The 16,615-nt window shown below is 53.1% G+C and carries 22 protein-coding genes and 1 pseudogene; 8 read left to right on the plus strand and 15 right to left on the minus strand.

Annotation, left to right across the window (positions count from 1 at the left end; translation table 11 throughout):
* Positions 1-54 precede the first annotated feature (54 nt).
* The 12 genes from K7W03_RS23295 to K7W03_RS23350 all read right to left on the minus strand — a co-directional run bounded on the left by K7W03_RS23295 (position 55) and on the right by K7W03_RS23350 (position 9,209).
* Positions 55-264, minus strand: a complete 210-nt coding sequence (locus K7W03_RS23295) for a hypothetical protein (protein ID WP_222887454.1) — start codon at positions 262-264, stop codon at positions 55-57.
* The gene (locus tag K7W03_RS23300; RefSeq protein WP_222887455.1) at positions 261-461 is read right to left on the minus strand and encodes a hypothetical protein; all 201 of its coding nucleotides are present in this window, start codon (positions 459-461) and stop codon (positions 261-263) included. The genes K7W03_RS23295 and K7W03_RS23300 overlap by 4 nt, the downstream gene beginning before the upstream one ends.
* A 41-nt stretch (positions 462-502) precedes the next feature.
* Positions 503-3,526 carry a hypothetical protein gene (locus K7W03_RS23305; RefSeq protein ID WP_222887456.1) on the minus strand — a complete coding sequence of 1,008 codons (3,024 nt, stop codon included), beginning with the start codon at positions 3,524-3,526 and terminating at the stop codon, positions 503-505.
* A gap of 74 nt (positions 3,527-3,600) precedes the next feature.
* A complete protein-coding gene (locus K7W03_RS23310) occupies positions 3,601-4,008 on the minus strand; it encodes a hypothetical protein (protein WP_222887457.1) in 408 nt (135 codons plus the stop codon).
* Positions 4,009-4,060: 52 nt separating this feature from the next.
* Positions 4,061-4,426, minus strand: a complete 366-nt coding sequence (locus K7W03_RS23315) for a hypothetical protein (protein WP_222887458.1) — start codon at positions 4,424-4,426, stop codon at positions 4,061-4,063.
* A complete protein-coding gene (locus K7W03_RS23320) occupies positions 4,423-4,773 on the minus strand; it encodes a hypothetical protein (protein WP_222887459.1) in 351 nt (116 codons plus the stop codon). Before K7W03_RS23320 ends, K7W03_RS23315 begins: the two co-directional genes overlap by 4 nt.
* Before the next feature lie 34 nt (positions 4,774-4,807).
* Entirely contained in the window at positions 4,808-5,071 is a 264-nt protein-coding gene (locus tag K7W03_RS23325) for a hypothetical protein (protein ID WP_222887460.1), read from the minus strand.
* Positions 5,072-5,210: 139 nt separating this feature from the next.
* Positions 5,211-5,474 (minus strand): hypothetical protein, encoded by a 264-nt coding sequence (locus K7W03_RS23330; RefSeq protein ID WP_222887461.1) that lies wholly within the window; start codon positions 5,472-5,474, stop codon positions 5,211-5,213.
* Positions 5,471-5,959: a hypothetical protein gene (locus tag K7W03_RS23335; protein WP_222887462.1), complete on the minus strand. Its 489-nt coding sequence runs from the start codon at positions 5,957-5,959 to the stop codon at positions 5,471-5,473. Before K7W03_RS23335 ends, K7W03_RS23330 begins: the two co-directional genes overlap by 4 nt.
* A gap of 706 nt (positions 5,960-6,665) precedes the next feature.
* Positions 6,666-8,066: a DUF3987 domain-containing protein gene (locus K7W03_RS23340; RefSeq protein WP_222887463.1), complete on the minus strand. Its 1,401-nt coding sequence runs from the start codon at positions 8,064-8,066 to the stop codon at positions 6,666-6,668.
* 7 nt (positions 8,067-8,073) lie between these two features.
* The gene (locus tag K7W03_RS23345) at positions 8,074-9,039 is read right to left on the minus strand and encodes a hypothetical protein (protein ID WP_222887464.1); all 966 of its coding nucleotides are present in this window, start codon (positions 9,037-9,039) and stop codon (positions 8,074-8,076) included.
* Positions 9,039-9,209, minus strand: a complete 171-nt coding sequence (locus tag K7W03_RS23350; RefSeq protein ID WP_222887465.1) for a helix-turn-helix transcriptional regulator — start codon at positions 9,207-9,209, stop codon at positions 9,039-9,041. Before K7W03_RS23350 ends, K7W03_RS23345 begins: the two co-directional genes overlap by 1 nt.
* Positions 9,210-9,643: 434 nt before the next feature.
* On the opposite strand from K7W03_RS23350, the gene K7W03_RS23355 reads away from it, so the two are divergent.
* The 7 genes from K7W03_RS23355 to K7W03_RS23385 all read left to right on the plus strand — a co-directional run bounded on the left by K7W03_RS23355 (position 9,644) and on the right by K7W03_RS23385 (position 14,530).
* On the plus strand, positions 9,644-10,567 hold the full coding sequence (locus tag K7W03_RS23355; protein ID WP_222887466.1) for a hypothetical protein: 924 nt from the start codon (positions 9,644-9,646) through the stop codon (positions 10,565-10,567).
* Positions 10,568-10,760: 193 nt separating this feature from the next.
* Positions 10,761-11,066 carry a hypothetical protein gene (locus tag K7W03_RS23360; RefSeq protein WP_222887467.1) on the plus strand — a complete coding sequence of 102 codons (306 nt, stop codon included), beginning with the start codon at positions 10,761-10,763 and terminating at the stop codon, positions 11,064-11,066.
* 19 nt (positions 11,067-11,085) lie between these two features.
* On the plus strand, positions 11,086-11,613 hold the full coding sequence (locus tag K7W03_RS23365; RefSeq protein WP_222887468.1) for a hypothetical protein: 528 nt from the start codon (positions 11,086-11,088) through the stop codon (positions 11,611-11,613).
* Positions 11,614-11,746: 133 nt separating this feature from the next.
* Positions 11,747-12,241, plus strand: a complete 495-nt coding sequence (locus K7W03_RS23370; RefSeq protein WP_222887469.1) for a hypothetical protein — start codon at positions 11,747-11,749, stop codon at positions 12,239-12,241.
* Between the two features lies 1 nt (position 12,242).
* The gene (locus K7W03_RS23375) at positions 12,243-12,653 is read left to right on the plus strand and encodes a hypothetical protein (RefSeq protein ID WP_222887470.1); all 411 of its coding nucleotides are present in this window, start codon (positions 12,243-12,245) and stop codon (positions 12,651-12,653) included.
* A 265-nt stretch (positions 12,654-12,918) separates the two neighbouring features.
* A complete protein-coding gene (locus K7W03_RS23380) occupies positions 12,919-13,221 on the plus strand; it encodes a hypothetical protein (protein ID WP_222887471.1) in 303 nt (100 codons plus the stop codon).
* Between the two features lie 616 nt (positions 13,222-13,837).
* Positions 13,838-14,530: a hypothetical protein gene (locus K7W03_RS23385; RefSeq protein ID WP_222887472.1), complete on the plus strand. Its 693-nt coding sequence runs from the start codon at positions 13,838-13,840 to the stop codon at positions 14,528-14,530.
* Between the two features lie 6 nt (positions 14,531-14,536).
* On the opposite strand, the gene K7W03_RS23390 is transcribed toward K7W03_RS23385, so the two are convergent.
* Positions 14,537-14,815, minus strand: coding sequence for a hypothetical protein (locus K7W03_RS23390; protein ID WP_222887473.1), 279 nt, complete (start codon positions 14,813-14,815; stop codon positions 14,537-14,539).
* Between the two features lie 96 nt (positions 14,816-14,911).
* Between K7W03_RS23390 and K7W03_RS23395 the strand changes: the two genes are divergently transcribed.
* On the plus strand, positions 14,912-15,289 hold the full coding sequence (locus K7W03_RS23395; RefSeq protein WP_222887474.1) for a DUF6232 family protein: 378 nt from the start codon (positions 14,912-14,914) through the stop codon (positions 15,287-15,289).
* A 135-nt stretch (positions 15,290-15,424) separates the two neighbouring features.
* Here the strand turns inward: K7W03_RS23395 and K7W03_RS23400 are convergent.
* Together K7W03_RS23400 and K7W03_RS23405 are read right to left on the minus strand one after the other, a co-directional pair.
* Positions 15,425-16,324 (minus strand): annotated as a pseudogene (locus K7W03_RS23400) (phage major capsid protein); the annotation flags it as partial.
* Positions 16,325-16,452: 128 nt separating this feature from the next.
* Positions 16,453-16,615: HK97 family phage prohead protease (locus K7W03_RS23405; RefSeq protein WP_222887475.1), on the minus strand; the 163-nt coding region annotated here is incomplete at its 5' end.

Consider the following 16,615-nt stretch of genomic DNA (forward strand, 5'->3'; position numbering starts at 1 on the left):
ACGCCCTCCGCCCTTCACCGACACCCCAACAACCGATTCTCATCTTGATTGTCGCTACGCTCGCATCCTGTCAGTCGCCGCGCACACGGGATCAGTTGCCGGATCAGGGATCACTTCATATAATGCAAAATAGTTGATCAGCCTTTCACACATATCGAACAGTTCAGTGCGGCGCTGTTGTTCATCCGAAGTGGCCCGCCACTTCATCATCTCTTCAATGATGATCTGCGCAACCATCTCTCTTGTTGGGCGATGCTTCTTCATTTCGCACCACCAATCAGTTTCCAGATACCGAACGTGACAGATACAAACTGTGCGAGAGCGCCGGTCAGGAAGGTTGCACCAGCAGTATAGGTTGCCACTTCAAGAGGGAGCCGAAAGTCCGGTGCGTAGCTTACAGCAGTAGCGCCGATTAGTAGCAGCGCGTTGCCAATCAATAGATCAATGACGATATTCTTCATGTTGATATTTACAATATCATACTGATCTTTGTGCCGCATTATTAGCGATAGACTTCCCACGGTGGTAGATCGCCACGGTAAAGCACAAAGCCCGATTCACCACGATAGTTGGGCGGATAGATTAAATCAGATAGTGCGGCACAATAGTCATCCGACTCATAGCTCGCCATGGTCGCTTTCAACCTGACTTTGGCCGTGACAGTCACGGTATCATCACCTTCAAGACCACCAGCCTGACCGATGAGTTTCACGCGCGCCATTGCGGCTAGGATATCGTCACCTTCGCTTTGGTTGACCGCCGCACGAAGCTTTAGGCGAGCGGTAGCCGATGCGGTATCATCGCTTTCGGTGCTGGTGATACCAGCGCGGACCTTGACCTTTGCGGTTGAGGCGAAACCATCATCGGCTTCGGGGATTGCCGCACTGGCCTTGATCCTCACCTTACCGGCTGCGCTGATAATATCGGGGTCTTCGGTGGTGCCAGTCGATCCCTTGATATCCACCTTACCGGAAGCCGTCATGATATCGGCGCTTTCCGCTTGGGCGAAGATCGCCTTCACCCTGACCTTGCCGTTACCGGTGAGGGTATCGGGATTTTCGCCCATAGAAGCCGTGGAGCGCACATAGAGCTTCGCGGTAGTCGCAACAGCGTCATCGCCTTCTATGAGCGTCAGAGCGGCCCTGAGAGGCAATTTACCGGCACTGGTAAAGCTATCCTGTCCTTCGGTGATCGATGCCGAGCCTTTGAGCTTCACCGTGCCAGTGATTGCCGGGGTATCGCTGGCTTCCGTCTGGGCAAGGCTGGCGCGATTGCGTGATATCGCCGTTGCCGAAAGAATATCGGCGGCTTCCGTCTGCGCCAGTGTGGCGACAATTGTTGTTGTGCGGATTGTCGAGGTAGCACTGAGGGTATCGGGGTATTCCGTAACGGCTTCCTGACCCTTGATGTAGAGCTTGGCCGACGAAACGATACTATCGGTCGCTTCGGTGATCGAACCCGAACCCTTCAAGTAGAGCTTGGCCGAGCCGGTGGCGCTATCGCTGGCTTCCGTCTGAGACAGGGTAGCGCGGATACGAAGCTTTGCCGCGCTGGTGGTCGCGTCGGCGGTTTCAGTCTGCGCTAGGGTGCCCTTCAAGTAGAGCTTGGCGGGTGACGACAGAGTATCAGCGCTTTCGGCAATCGAAGCCGTGGCCTTGATGAAGACTTTTGCCGGTGCCGAAAGGGTATCGGCCAATTCTGTAATCGCGACACTGGCCTTGATTCTCAGCTTCGCAGTAGAGGCCGAGCTATCTACGGCTTCGGTCTGTGCCAAGCTGGCCTTCAAGTATAGCTTACCCGCTGCCGAGCCGGAATCGGCGGCTTCGGTCTGGGCAAGCGAACCTTGGCGCGGCGAGTCTTTGATCGTGCTGGTTGCCGTGATCGCATCGGTGGCTTCGGTCTGCGCTAGGGTGCCTTTCAGACGAAGTTTGGCAGGGGCCGACAGAGTATCAGCGGCTTCCGTCTGCGCTACAGTGGCCTTGATCCTGACATCAGAGATAGACGCTAGGGTATCGGCGGCTTCGGTTTGGGAAAGCGAGCCTTTCAGGAAAAGCTTACCCGTAACCGTGCTGCTATCTTGGGCTTCGGTAATCGCAACCGAACCTTTGAGACGAACTTTGGCGGAGGCGGAAATCGCGTCTGCTGCTTCCGTCTGCGAAAGCGTTGCCGTCCGCTTCGGAAAGTTGTTGGCGTAAAGGATATCGTTGGCTTCGGTCAGACCCGAGCCACTCATGTAAGTGACCAACAGGGTTGCCGCGTTTGAAGACGATGAAGAGTAATCGTAAAAAGCGGAGCTTCCATTGTTTCCAGTCGGGTCGCCCGCAAAGCGCATAGCATTGCCGCTGACCCAACCAGCGCGGTTGACGATTTCCTGAACAATCGCCGTCACATCATGATCAGCATTTGTATTGGAGACAGAAGCCTGAACCGCAACATGAGTGGTGGTTTTCGTGATCCCGCTTGGCAAATCACCAGTGCCGAATTGCGGCGCATTGTCCTTAGCATCGCCGTATATTTCACCAAAATATGTCCCGGACGCCGCCGAGTAGCCCACCATTCGCAAAGTCGCACTGGTGATTGTCGCGCCCTGCGGAATAGCTAGTGACGGGAAACGAACACCGCCGTAACGGTCGCCCGCAACATTACCGAAACTGACAGCCGGGAAGCCCGAATACCATGTTGGGGCGGATGAATAACCATCGTCAAGCGTGTCAGCGATTTGGTTCGTGATCGATCCGCCGCTATTCGTCTGAGCTTTAATTCTCAACTTCGCGTTGGATGAAGCGGTATCGGTGGCTTCCGTAGTCGAAAGAGTGCCGGTGAGCGGCCCTTGTTCATAGATGAAAGCCTTGATGCCAACTGTATCACCCGATGCAAACGATGATGCAACCAAGCCATCTTCTGCGCCGCTGCTATGATATATCCAGAGCGCACCAGCGCCCATATTGGCCGCTGCGCCACCACCAGTGGTGAAAGCCGCCGTGCTGCTCAATACTGTGCCCTGAGAACCCGAGACGATACAGTTAGTATTCGATTCCGTCGCGGCACCGCCAATATACATGCCGGTTCCGCTAGGCGTGGTGCCAATCGTGGTGAAGCTCGCGCCCGATGAGCCGCTATAGAAAGACGGACCCAACAGCCCTACGGGTTTGGAAGTGTCGAAACCGAAATATCCACCAACAGCGCCCTTAGCAGCCGGTGTGGCGGAGAAATTGATAGTAACAGAGCTACCGCTGTTAATCTGACTTGTGACCTTACCGCCCCACATGCTGACGGTGGCAGTAGAGTTAGCCGAGCCAGCCCTTGTATATTCACCAATCTTGGTTAGCGAAACAGCGCCTATGGAAACGCTCGTAACATCGCTTGTCTGGCTATCGGAGCCGGGTCCAGAAATATTATCAAAGGCAACCACGACGAAGGCATAGTTACCACCGGGAATATTTGCAGATGTCGTAGGCGACCACTGATTGGTGCCTGTCTTATTGCTGGTATTGAGAAACGAAGTAACGGTAGTGCCGATGGTCATTTAGATCAGCCTCCCGCTGAAATCATTTTCTCCAAAAGTATCCGGTGCCCGAAAGCACCGGATAGAAAGTCAAATCAGGCTTGGCCTGCGGTGATGCTAAAGCTCGTGACATCGAACTGCTGGCCAGCGGTGAAGCTCACGCTGTCTACTTGCATGTCGCCGCCGCCGCCTGTGACGGTAACGGTTCCCTGCATATGGCAAGTCGTGCCAGCCGAGTCATAGATGCGGAAGTGAGCGGCGGTGCCGGTGGCATCAGCGGACGAATCTGACCATGTTCCAAGCATCGACTTCACGCCAGCCGATGCGGCGCTCATCCAGTCAGAAGGAAGGTTGACAGTCGCGAGGACCGTTCCGGAATCGGCGGTTGCGCAAGTCGCGGGAGCCGCGCCAGAGCGGATTTTAAGAATAGCAGAAGTGCCAGTGGTGGACTCGATTGCGTCCAGTCGTGCGTTGCGAACCGCAACAGAGTATTGAAGAGCCATAAGATAATTACCTCAAAGTTGAATTCGAGGTATTTAGTCATCGGCCCTCTTCTTAGGTTTCAATGCTCGCTCTGATTATGTAACGATACTGATTGAGAGTAGGTGTCCATTCAGCCTTGAATGAAATAACCACATTATCTTCATCAGTGCGCCTGACCGTTGGGAAGATCGTCAAGCCGGTGGCGACTTCGAACACTTCAACCGCAACATCACTGGTGTTGAAGTTGTGATTGATCGTGAAGCTGGTTGTCGAGCCATCCCCGATCAATCCAGTGGCTTCGGCCAAGCCTGCACCCGGCAAGCCACGCGGACCTTGCGGCCCAATCGGCCCCGGCACATTGCTGCGCTGAACAGTTACCCGCGCGCCTCCGCTTACCGGCGAGACGGTCGAGAGGGAGCGTTGAAGAACAATCCTCATTCGAACCCCCAGCGGTAAACTCGCCCATCCTGCCACGCTATGGGATTGGCGGGATCAGTCATATCAACGATATGGAAGGCAGCGCCGCGCGTCTTAGGAATCAGCGCAATCTGCTCCACAGTCACGGGAATGACCTTCTCAGTGCCGCTGGCTTCCATCGTGACGGCAAAGCAACCCTCGACTTCGAAGACAAGGGTGTAGTCCGATAGGTCAGCAGGAGTGGAAGAGGTCACATTGCCGAGATTGTCGAATACGCAATCTTCAACTGCATATTCAATCGGCGCTTCACCGGCTGCGTTCAAATACCATTCGGTGCCATCGGGCGAAATTTTTGGCGGTATGATCATGCGGGTATTTAGTCCCGCCGACTATACACGATGACTATTCGCGACGATCACCGAACCACTGTGTCATCAGAAGCTCTAGCTGGAAATCATAACAGGCCATCGGCATGACCTGATTTGCATGGACGGTTTGCCCATTGATGCGAACCTGACCGGCTGACAAAAGCTTGAAGAAACTCATCTCCAACCATTCGCCCGCGCGCTCGCAAGGGATATGAGCCACAGGCTCAAAGCCTAATTCTGGATTGAAGAAACCAACTGTAACTTTCATGGAAATATTTAGGCGAAGAGTTGTGCCCAAGGGTCTCCCGGATGATCCGCCTTGCATTGTGCGCGTAGAGCGATTTGAAGGCCGCTGGAGCGCCAAGAGGCCGTTGGGGAGTCCGACACTCCCCAAGGTCGCCAGAAGCGCTTCGTGAGGCTCCTAGAGGCTTGTTCGCCTAAATCTTTTCCAACGGGTGAGCGACAAGAAACAGCGCCTCTTCTGCCTCATCACCTATGATGACTGCTCCACCCTCGCGCTGCACCAATAGATCAAGCGGAAGATCATGGTTGATCAACCAAGCAAGGCGTAGAAGATCACGCCTGATGCAATGAATAGCTTCCTTATGCGTTTCATCGCTTTGCATGTTCTGAACTACGCCCATCACACCATATGCAGCCTTCAAATCAGAGACGATCAATTCTTTTGTGGCGTCTTTCATGCCGCTGCCCCCGGTGCGCGCCGCTGCCTCCGACGCTCGCGGACAAGCGCCATACCGTCCAGCTTCGGACCTTTCGCGAAATCTCTTTGCACCACCGTCTTTTCACGGATCACCCGAACATCATACGCGCCTTCGATCCAATCATCATCTTGATCGAAGGACTCACAGTGATCGCCCGTTGAATAGTGCATCGTCCACGCTACCCACGTCCCGTCCGGACATTGCGCGGCCATCGCGGTTGACTGATAGCCCTCGCGATATTCTTCTACATCGACGTGAAGGCCGGTCTCTACAGAAGAATAGTAGATGGTGTTGCGCGCGTCATCCAGATGATTGCCTTCCGATAGGCGAGCAAACTCCTGATCAATCGCCGTGCCGTCAAATGGGCAAAGATCACCGAGAGATTGGCGAGCATGTTCCGCAAGGATCAACCACCTGACTTTCTGCGCTGGAATAATTGCATTCGAACTGTCCATAAATCTCATGTTCCTTTTCATTTGAGTGCGTCTACCATCTGTAGTTCGCCACCAATCCTCTCACAGAACTATAATCCGTCAACATAATTATTTTTGGCCGGACAGATGAGCCACGACTTTTACTAAAGCTGGCTAAATTCCTGACTTTTGAAAATCGGCAAGCGCGCAGAACATGCTTCGGTGGATCGTCGCGCGGAGATCGTGATTCTAAGAATCATGCCTGAGATTCGCCGGGGATGTTGCGGTCAATAATCTTAGTATCGATCCTGATACTAAGAATACAAAACCCCCACGCTCTATGCCGAAAGCGTGAGGGTCTTGATCGTATACTAAGAAAGGAGAGCTATGCTCTGTGATTATTTATACCAAAGTTGTGTTTAGGTTGTCGATATAAAAAGACCCGGATCAGAATAACCGATCCGGGTCAGAGACAAAAGATAATCTACCAACACTATTTAGCAAAACGGCGCGGGAGATAATCCAAGGTGTCAAGGTGTCAGGGTGTCGGCCTACTTTGGAAAAATACATATATAGAAAAGAAAATAACTTAAATTCACACATGAATAAAGGACGATCCCTGACACCTTGACACCTTGACACCTTGGGGCCGCAAACCCGCAAAAAACTGCCAAAAACAAGGTGTCAGGCCGTTGACACCTTGACACCTTGGATTTTCCAAGGTGTCAATTTTGACACCTTGTTGACACCTTGGATTTCACGAAAATGTAAATTTTGTCGTCTCCTTTCCGTTCGGAGACTTGACCACAACCGCGCAAATATCGTCACGGCTCGCCAATTCATCCTTCACTTTCTGTTTCTCGGTCCCATCCAGCGCCCGCAAAGACTGTAAAGTCTTAACCGTTGTCATCGTGAACTCTTTGAGACCATTCCTTTTCACATAGGCGATAACATCGTTGGCCGCGATCACGATCTTATTGGCAACGATGGTAGAACCGCCATCGAACCCCAACCACTGGTCTCCATAGTAGAGCGCCAATTCCTTACCAGCCTGCCAATAGGCCATCGGCACAGTCACATGACCATCGAAGGTGGCCAGCACAGCCGCAATTCGAAGAGCATGTTCCAAGAGCTTTTCAAAATAAGGATGGTCATAACCGTCGCGTAGATCACCGGCTTCCCCAATCTGCCAATCATCATAATCGGCAAAGGCGTCTTCTTCCAATCTGACCGGGATAAGCGACAGGCGATCATTACCGCCATCGGTCTCGTAGATGAGGCCCGCGCGAAGATGCTGATCCATCTTCCTGTTAAATTCATCCACGCAACGGTTCTGGCGCGCCGTTTTGGCCAGCCTATCCCCGCCCCTGATGCTTTCACGCGGTTTCCGGTATTGTTCAACTTCTGTCACAAGGAAGCGCGCGCTAAATCCAGTCTGCTCAAACAGAGGGTTATTGGCGAGCGAGACCAGCGTTTGCTTCTGAGAAATCAAGCTCATTGACAGCAGCCGATTGTGTAGGTGCGTTGATCCGGCACCGGTATTCCGCTCAACTTTTTCACCGCTCCACATTTTGTTGAGGTTCGCAAGGAAGCTCATCACAACATCGTCGCTGGTGAAGCCATGGGAACCAAGGAAGCTACCGGCTTCCGGGGTGACAATAGCGGCGCTGTAATGTGTATTTTCCAGAACATTGAAGAGACCCGCGCTACTCACCGTCTCAAAAATGCGCCGTCCAATCTTCGGCCTTTCAGGTTTGGATGCGTTCAGCTTGACCAACATCTTATCGCGGGTGATCGCATCCTTCTCCTTCATCGCACTGGCCTTTTCCTTCGTCCAGATTTCAAGCTTGTCCTGATAGATTTGCTCTTCTTCCACGGCTTTTTTCACCATCTCATCTTCGTAGGCCGACGATGCGCGGGAGAGCATGGAGAAGATTTCAGACTTCATGCCACCGGACGGAACCAGCGCCATGGTGTAGAGGCACAGCGGACGAATGGGATTACCGAAGTGCTGAGTGTCGATTGCATATCGGCCTTGAACAGCGAAGGACATTAGGCCGAGAGCGATTGTCACAGTCTGTTCGTAAGGAGTGTTTGATTGATCCTTGATCGCGCTAGCAAGCTCCTTGATTGTTGATGGTAGATTTTCGAATTTCATTTTCTTATTATCTCTTTCTAAGTGCAGAATTGATTGAATATCTCAGTTTGCTCATTTCCTCTCTGATGCGGGATGATGACCGGAAGCAGGATTGGATTCTTTCTTCCAAAAGTTGGTAGATTTCATTGTAATCCGCTTCATCTCCCCACATTTTCGCGTAGGACATCGCCGCACTGATGACGGTATAATTGAGATTAGAGCCGGTGATTTCGTCTAGCTTCTGTTCAAGCCTTGCTTGCCGTCCGCTAACACCGGGATTGCGAATGAACTCACGAGGTTCCCGAACCGGCTCTTGATAGTCGCTAAGGCTAGCGGCCATCTTCGTATGATAGCGGAAGCCGCAACGCCCATCCCCAAGGGGGTCATCCATATCCACGAAGATAGGCTTTGCCGTGAAGTGCGGCTGGACAACCTTAAAAACCTGATGGTCAACCGTCCAGCCTTCCCCCGCCGCCTTCGTGCGAAGAAAGTCAGTTGTTGCCGGGGTATCAAGCCAAAACCAAAGATGGATTTTCAGGACATCCCAACCTTCAACACCCGCGCTACTTGACCATTGGTAGAAGTAAGAGACGTCCTGAAAATCCGGAGGAAGGATGCTTTCGATTTTTGCGAATCGATCATCATCGGTCAGGAGACCAACGCCCGATAGTTCATCAATATCGAGCATGATCCAAGGACATGCAAAATCCCGGAAGGTCGGGTTTTCGTCGTTGCTCTTACGCTTGATATTGAGGGTGTTATCGGGATCAATTAATTCACCCCGGATCACACAGGCGTATTCATCGCCGTGGATTTGCGAAATCGCACTAGCAAGTTCCTCAAGGTTTTGTGGATAGGCCACCTTGACGTCGTAAAGTGTCGCGCGACCGTAAGGCACTTTCTCAAGCTCGCCTTCGAACATTCCAATGAGTTTAGTCATCAGCGGTCTGAATTCATCCCAAGGCGCTTGTTTGGATGTCAGTATGGTGAGCATCACAGCGCCTCAACATAGGCCGTTACCTCCGCCAGCTTCCAGCGGACGCAGCGCGCACCGAGGCTGATTGCCTTGGGAAAGTTCGGATCAGTCTGTCTCAACCTGTGAACGTGGCGCGAGCTAATACCCATCAGTGTCGCCACTTCCTTGTCTGTAAGTAAAATTGCCATTTTTGATGTTCCTTTCGTGGAGGATGGACCCTCCATGATTTTATTTAGTCAACTAGTATCAATCACTGTCAGCTATGCGCAATATAAAACTAAATAAAGATATGGATGGATAGGCCATCCTTCATGTAGAGGAACAGAAATGACCCTTTTAAGACAATTTGATTTCTATCGAGACGCTGAATACATTTTTGACATTGGCGACGATCCCTTTATTGATCGCCATGCAGAGCGGTTCTGTAACGTGTCCAGCACAGGCCATTACCAATATCGTTGGGTGATCTTTGCTTGTTCATCGCCAGCGGAGAAGGCCCGCGCTCATCAGGAAGCAGAGCGGTTCGCCAACCTCTTCCCCCGCCTCCCCTCTTCACGAAGGACGAGACCATACAATCCCGTCCGGAAGCGGAGCATTCAGTTTGCAGCTACGGGGGAGACACATGAAATATGATCATATGAGACGTAGCGTTGAAAGCGTTGATGCCCTTTATCTGCCCGAAGACGAAGTGGCGCGGAAAGCAGACTTCCGCCGCGCGCGCTGCCCAGACTGCGAAGGCGAAATGAACGCGAGAAGGCCAGCGGAAAAACGTTGGCACTGGTATCACATGCGCCGCACGACAAGTTGCGAGGCTGGCGCTGGCGAAAGTGATTGGCACTACGCCGTCAAAGATGCCTTTGAGAAAGTAGGCTACGAACTAGAATGGCGCAACGGAAGGTGGCGCTATGATGCCTACAAAAGCGGTGCTGATTGGGAAGTGGTTGAGGCGGTGAATTCACTCTCTGACCGCTATTTCCTTAAACTCAAACACCTCAAGGAAGATGGTATTTCTCACCTTTGGGTGATCAATGCGGCACTAGATACCAAGGCCGCGACGGGCAACCTAATCCGCGCAATTGTTGCGTCTGGTGGCTCATTTTGGTTCATAAGCAGTTGGCAGATGTGGGACGAGAATGGGGAGACTCCCCATCATCCCGCCGCGCCCTATGTGTGGGCGGAAGTGAACGGGACAACCCTAGAGGAAGCACAAGAGAAGATTACCATCCGCATAGCGCGTGACGAACGGCTAAAGCGGGAAAGGCAAGAGGAAGCGGAAGTGAGGGCGAAGCGTGCAGCCGAAGAAGCAGACGAGAAGCGCAGAACAGAGGCGTTTTTGAACAGTCGCACTTTCTTACAATCTGCCTCATATTGGCGGAAAAGGCACCAGCTATCCAATTGGGATAGGGCCAAAGCGGTTGCGTGGCTTATGAACGCCCGCCACGGCAGACAGTTAGCGGGGATGCCCGCTACTATACCTCCACTCTCTGCTACTGATGCCGACTTCATCATGAAGCGATATAAGAAGGTCATCCGCTCGTTACAGTGAGACAGACTAAATATCCACGATGCATTTCCATTGACGCTCATTCAACCTTGGGTTTGGCATCACACTTTAGCTCATGGGAGGCGGGACTATGTTCCGCCTCTTTTCTTTTCAAGAATGCGCAAAAATTGCCCTTATTGACCCCATTTTCAAATCATCAGGTAAATAAAGGTGTAGAAAGAAAGGACTACACCATATGCCAATTATATTCGAACCAAGATGGTCACGCCATCTCCAAGATATTATCGCGAAGCAAGGTCTGCATCGCGTCCCTTCCACCAACTATGAATTAGAACTCAGCACTGATCTTCTCGACAATATCGGCATTATCGTATTGCGTGATGACGTGCGGGAATGGATTGAAGATAACTGTCAGCCGATCACTCGATACATTCCGGCAGCGTATCTGCGCCACCGTCCGGGCTGTTTTATAATGAGCTTTCACCGCCACGATGATATGATGGCTTTTGCAATAGCATTTGGACAACTAACACTAAACTGAAACCGACTTGAAAGGAACTATGGAAACACAAACTGCACTTTATCTGGTATCTACTATCGGAACATTCACCACACTCACGGCTATCGTTCAGACTATTAGAGCCGCCTATTGGGAAGGCATTGCTGACCTTTACGACCGCGAAGGCTGTCAGGCGATGCTCCTTCACTATCATGAAAGAGAGCGCGCCGACGCTGCCGAAGCAGCATTGGCTAAGATCGAAGCGGGACTAGCCGCCAACGCCGCTATTGAGGTCGCTCCCGCCGCACGTATTGATCCCATTACGCACATCGACTCTTCCCGCATCCGTTTCCCTGATGGCACCACACTTGAAGATTGGCGCGACGGTTCGAAGGTAGTCAATTCCAAGGATTGCCCCGACTTCGACGCCAGCAAGCTCAAGCCCATTGCTCATAATGGCATTGATGATGAAGACCATGTTGCCGACGCCCCCAAGATCACGGATGGTTCGATTTCATCTGACAAGATCGCTCCCAAACCCTCGCCCCGCAAACGCGCTCGTAAGGGTGCGGGAAAGAAGGGGGAGTGATCATGCCCATTCTCGTTGGCCTTGTTTTCTCCATCTGGATAATTTTGGTTATGGACATGAGCGGCGTTGGCAAACAGGAGCCTACAAACCCGCCCGCTACCACCACGACCGTTTGCGAGAAAGGTGGTGCGAAATGAGCGGCACAATCACAGGCGCAACCATCAACGCCAGCGCTATTACAGCAGGCCGGATCACGCTGAACATTGCGACCATCAACGAAGCCGCGCACAACGCACTTAAACGCCTTGGTCTGGTCAAGAACGCCAAATTTGACCGCAACCGCTTGGAGCGTCTCGTGTGGCTGGTCGATCAGAAGATGACCAATGGTGAATTCGACAATGCCGATGATAAGCAGCGGTTTTCAAGCCCGACGCTCCGTCAACGGTTTCGCGCCACCCTCCAAGGCGTTTTCGGTAAGAAAGTGGATTACGGTTTCTTCATTTCGAAGGAAGACGAAGCACAACTGATCGCCATCGGTATCATCGATGATTTCGGTGTCATCTCACCCGATTTCATAGACCGTTTGGAATGGCTGGTGGCTACCAACATCGTTGACGGTATTTTCTGCGACCCCGGTGAAGAAACTCTGTTCTGGATTGCTCGCAATCATAGTCAGGAGGGTAAGTGAAATGTCCACTAACCCTTCCACAACCACCACGACCACGAACATTACCATTCCGGGCGGCGCAATATCGAATTCGACTATTCGCACCGGTAAGCTGAGCGTCGGAAAAATTCACCCACCAACAATCAAGGTGATTGATTGTTATCCGCGCGAATCCGAGCATCCTTACATTGTGGAGATTCGGGTAGATTGGCGTTTCACTATGGAGGGATATGACTTCTCCATATCGCCAAAAATTCTCATGCTGTTGGGGCAGACTGTTACCGGAGCGTTTGATTTCTTCGTTGATGATGAGAAGAGCCATCCTCAAAAGGAAGAATGGCTAGATCGCAACGATATTGTTCCGGTCTTCATCGGTTTCGAGAAAGCCGAAGACGCAGCGCTCTTTCAGATTATGTTGGGGGGAGCGTCATGAAGAAGATATGTAATGGCGAAATCGTCTATAACAGTTGGTCTCGTGAGGTTTCACAGATACTCTGTGATCGTGATATTCTTCTACCTTCTTCCATTCAGGCTTATTGCATTGACAATTGCGACGGAAGCACTTGGACTTTCCCTCGATCAGTCATCGACACTGAATGCCGATATCGTGAGTTCAAGGCTCAGCACAATCTCACCGACGATGACATGAACGATCCCGACAATCAGGTTTTGTTCAAGATCGCGACGGGGGAAGAGCTATGACCCATAATCAAGCAAGACGCTTGCTCCAATCGCTCGACGTCGATGATCAAACGCGCCAGTCACTAACCCAATATATCAACAGTCAAGAGAAGGGTCCGCCCGACTTTGATAGCCTGACTGATCGCGAACACTCCATCAGAGCATCTAACAGAGCGGTTGAGGCTATCAGTCGCGTGGCAACGCTCCAGAGCGATCTTGATGACGCTCAGGAGAGGATTGCACAGTTGGAAGACAACCAACGGTCACTCGCCACTGTGCTGGAGGCTGTGCTGGCTATGTTGGACGGTGACAGTCTGTGAAGTGCCGGAAGACAGGAAAGGTATGCCATCCAACCGAAGGTGGAGCGCGGAAGGCTAAGAAGCTTCTGCGCAACTGTCTCCTGAACATATATCCATGCCGTCACTGCAAAGGCTTTCACCTTGGCCGAAGCAATAACCGTTACCGAAACGCGGAACGGATCGATGAGATTTTGAAGCAGTATGACGAAGCGTTGCAAGAGCGTTTGGCGAAGAATGCACCGACTATCGAGCCGACTGATTAGGGCGCGGTTGGGAGCTATGGCCGTCGAAGTTATAGCCGAGCTTCATCCCGCCCTTTCGCCCGCATTTAGTGCATTTCAATTTGGCGCGAACCGTTGCAAAATCATCGCTCAACCGTTTTGCCCGGAAGGCTTCTGCCAAGAGGCTGACAAGAAACACCTGAGTATGCCCGCACCGACACAGTAGGGTTATGGTTCCACCATGATAGGTGGCCAATCCGCTCAAGCTGGTTGGTTTGTGTTCGCCCATGCCGCGACCGTGATCAAAACAAGAACAAAACTCAACAGCAGCGCCGATTGTTCCTGTGGAGAAGCTGTGGATTATACTGTGGAAAAGCCGCGTTTCAGCCGTTACCCTCCTGACAAGGGGAAGTTTCATGGAAAGCAGTTTTCACGAGCAACGGCATCCGATCACGGTTGCGCTCACCTCAATTCAGCGTTCTCGAAAATATAGCGCCTATCGCAGCCAGCGCGAGTTAGAGGCCGATGCAGCGCTGATCTACGAGGTTCAGCGAACCATAGGGCGCTTCCTTTTCCCCATCGGGCGACCTGCGCTGATCGACTATCGGGATTTCGGCGGGATACCGACGCGCAGAAGGATCAGCGTGAAATTCGCGTTCTCCTATAACAAAGCCGTCTATCTCGAATCCCACTGTCACCTTCGCGGTGCTGACAGGTCATTCAAGCTCAATAATATTGAATGGGTTGGTGCGGATTTCCCGCACATCGTGGATAAATTAGACGACTATCACACCTCGTTGGCTGCTTGTGATTTTTTCATCCATCCAAAGAAATGGGGACAGTATCGTAAAGCCGCCTTATTCCTGCGCCAGCAAGCCCTACAGTCTGGTGCATCTGACAAGCAAGCTTTCGAAGCCGTAGCGCGCTTTATCTTCGATTGTCAGCAGAGAGGCCGCTGGAATGAATGGGCAACGCCACAGCAAGCTATAGGCGGTGCGTTGTTGGCTGGGTCATTCGACCTTCCAAACTGGTCGCGATCCGACATCGACACGATGACCGGCAAAGCGTCAAAAATGGCACTCATGAACGCCTTGGATGCGCTTGGGTAAGGATTGTCATGGATACTCAAATGGCGATTCTGCCCGTTCCAACACGTCATCGACTTTCGAATAGATAAAGCCGGTGATCGCTTCACCACCAACAGCCCAAAGCGCTCGCTCTAGGTCGAAATGACCTTGGAAGGCTTGGATAACCGCATAGATGATCCCGAAAAAGAAAATCGTGCAACCGAAACCCGCCGCATATTTGATGATGGTCAGGACAGCCAATCCGGTATTGGAAACGAATCTCTCCGCTTCCATTTTTTCCCACGCTCTGTTGCTCTTGTCATCCATGCCTACCCCCTCGACAAATCCAGACTTAATCAGCAACCTACACTAAGGCGTAACGATTCCGAAGGGGGGAATGCGGTGAGATATAATTCGGGAAATGTGACCGTAGATGACAATTTCGCGCGGGTTGGCTCTAAGTCCTACGCTATCAATAAAATTAACTCTGTGGATGTCCGCTCGAAGAAAATTCGCGGTAAGTGGGGATGGATTTTCTGGTGGCTATTGGCGATCTTCTGCGGCCTTCCAGCGTTGGGTGCGCTGATCGGTGGCCAGCCCGGAACGGCATTGGGTATGCTGCTCATTGCCGCACTATTCGGTTACTTCGGATGGAAATCATACCAGCAGCGCCACGCCACCTATTCGTATGAACTATTCCTCATGACATCGAGTAACGAGGTTCAGGCTTTCGTTACCAATGATAAGGACGATGTTTTGGCGCTCAGGCGCGCTATCGAAGATGCGATGGCAGCGGCTTGATCAAGGGATCAGCCGCCCTCCCGAGCGGGTCGCGATGCCTGAAATTGGCGGCTGATCTTAGGTGCGGCCTATAGCGGGTCAGCATTTAAGACAATCCTAAGCCGCCAATTTATCCTCTACAATCTATGCGACTTGCTCGACCACCGGATAGCCCAGCAGCGTCGCCGGCTGCCCCGCGCTCAGCGAAGGCTGCCAGATGAACGCCCCGTCGCTGGTCTTCATCTTGCGGATGACCGACAGCGTGGCCGAATTCATCACGAAGCAGGCCCCCTGGCGATAGGGCGCGCGCAACGCCTGCACCAGGTCGATCAGCCTGTCCTGCCCCGAAGCGGCAAAGGCCCCCGAAGCCCCCGACGCCACATATTGCAGCGACCCGAAGGCGCGCACGCTGTCCGCCTCATTGGTCGTCGTATAGGTCAGGAAGCCCTTGGGCTTGTTCGTCCCATTGCCGTTGACGAAGGCCGCGCCCTCCGCCGCCGCGAACTCGCGGGCGATCTCCCCGGCCAGCCAGCCCTCGACGTCGAACTGCGCATCGTCCAGCATCGCCTGGCTCGCCGCCGGATTGGCGTAGAGCTCGCCCGAAGGCGGCACGATCTCGTTGAAGCTCGGCGTCGCCGTCTCCGCCCGCGCGCCCGTTTCGCTGGCCCAGCCGGACACGATGCCGCCCGACGTCACCAGCTTGCGATAACCCGCCGTCCCCGTCCGCACCACATTGGCGATCGAGCGAATAGGCGAAATCCCCTTCAGCGTCGCCCCGATGATCTGGTCGATCTCCCGCGGCACCGCATAGCCGCCCGCCGCGCCCGAAGCGCCGGAAAAGCTCTTGAGCTCGACTCCGGCCTCCAGCCCCTGCCGCACATAGCGCTCGACGAAGGCGGCCCGATGCGGATCGACCGCCCCGCCCTTCACGCCATCCAGCGCGGGCCTCTGCTGAACCAGCAGCGCCCCCCTCAACGCCGCGACCTCACTTTCCAGCCCGGCAATGCGCTCACCCTGCGCCATCACGTCAAAGCTCGCTTCCAACTGATCCGTCATCCACCACTCCCACGAAAAAGGGCGGCCCACCGGACCGCCCGAACAGCTCCTTCTCCCCTTGTGGGAGAAGGATACGAAGCCTTGGCGGCAAAGCCGTCCAGGCGAAGTTGGATGAGGGGTAAGGCCCCCTATTCCACCGCAATCACCCGAGCCAGATCCTGCATCGGATGCGTGACGACGCTCACCTCCACCACCTCCAGCTCCAGCAATTCCCGGGGCGAGACCCCTCTCGCCTCCCGCACCCGATAGCCGAAGGACAACCCGTCCACCGCCTTCTCCCGAAGCGCGCGA

The sequence above is a fragment of the Sphingobium sp. PNB genome (assembly GCF_019873065.1).
GTDB lineage: Bacteria > Pseudomonadota > Alphaproteobacteria > Sphingomonadales > Sphingomonadaceae > Sphingobium > Sphingobium fuliginis.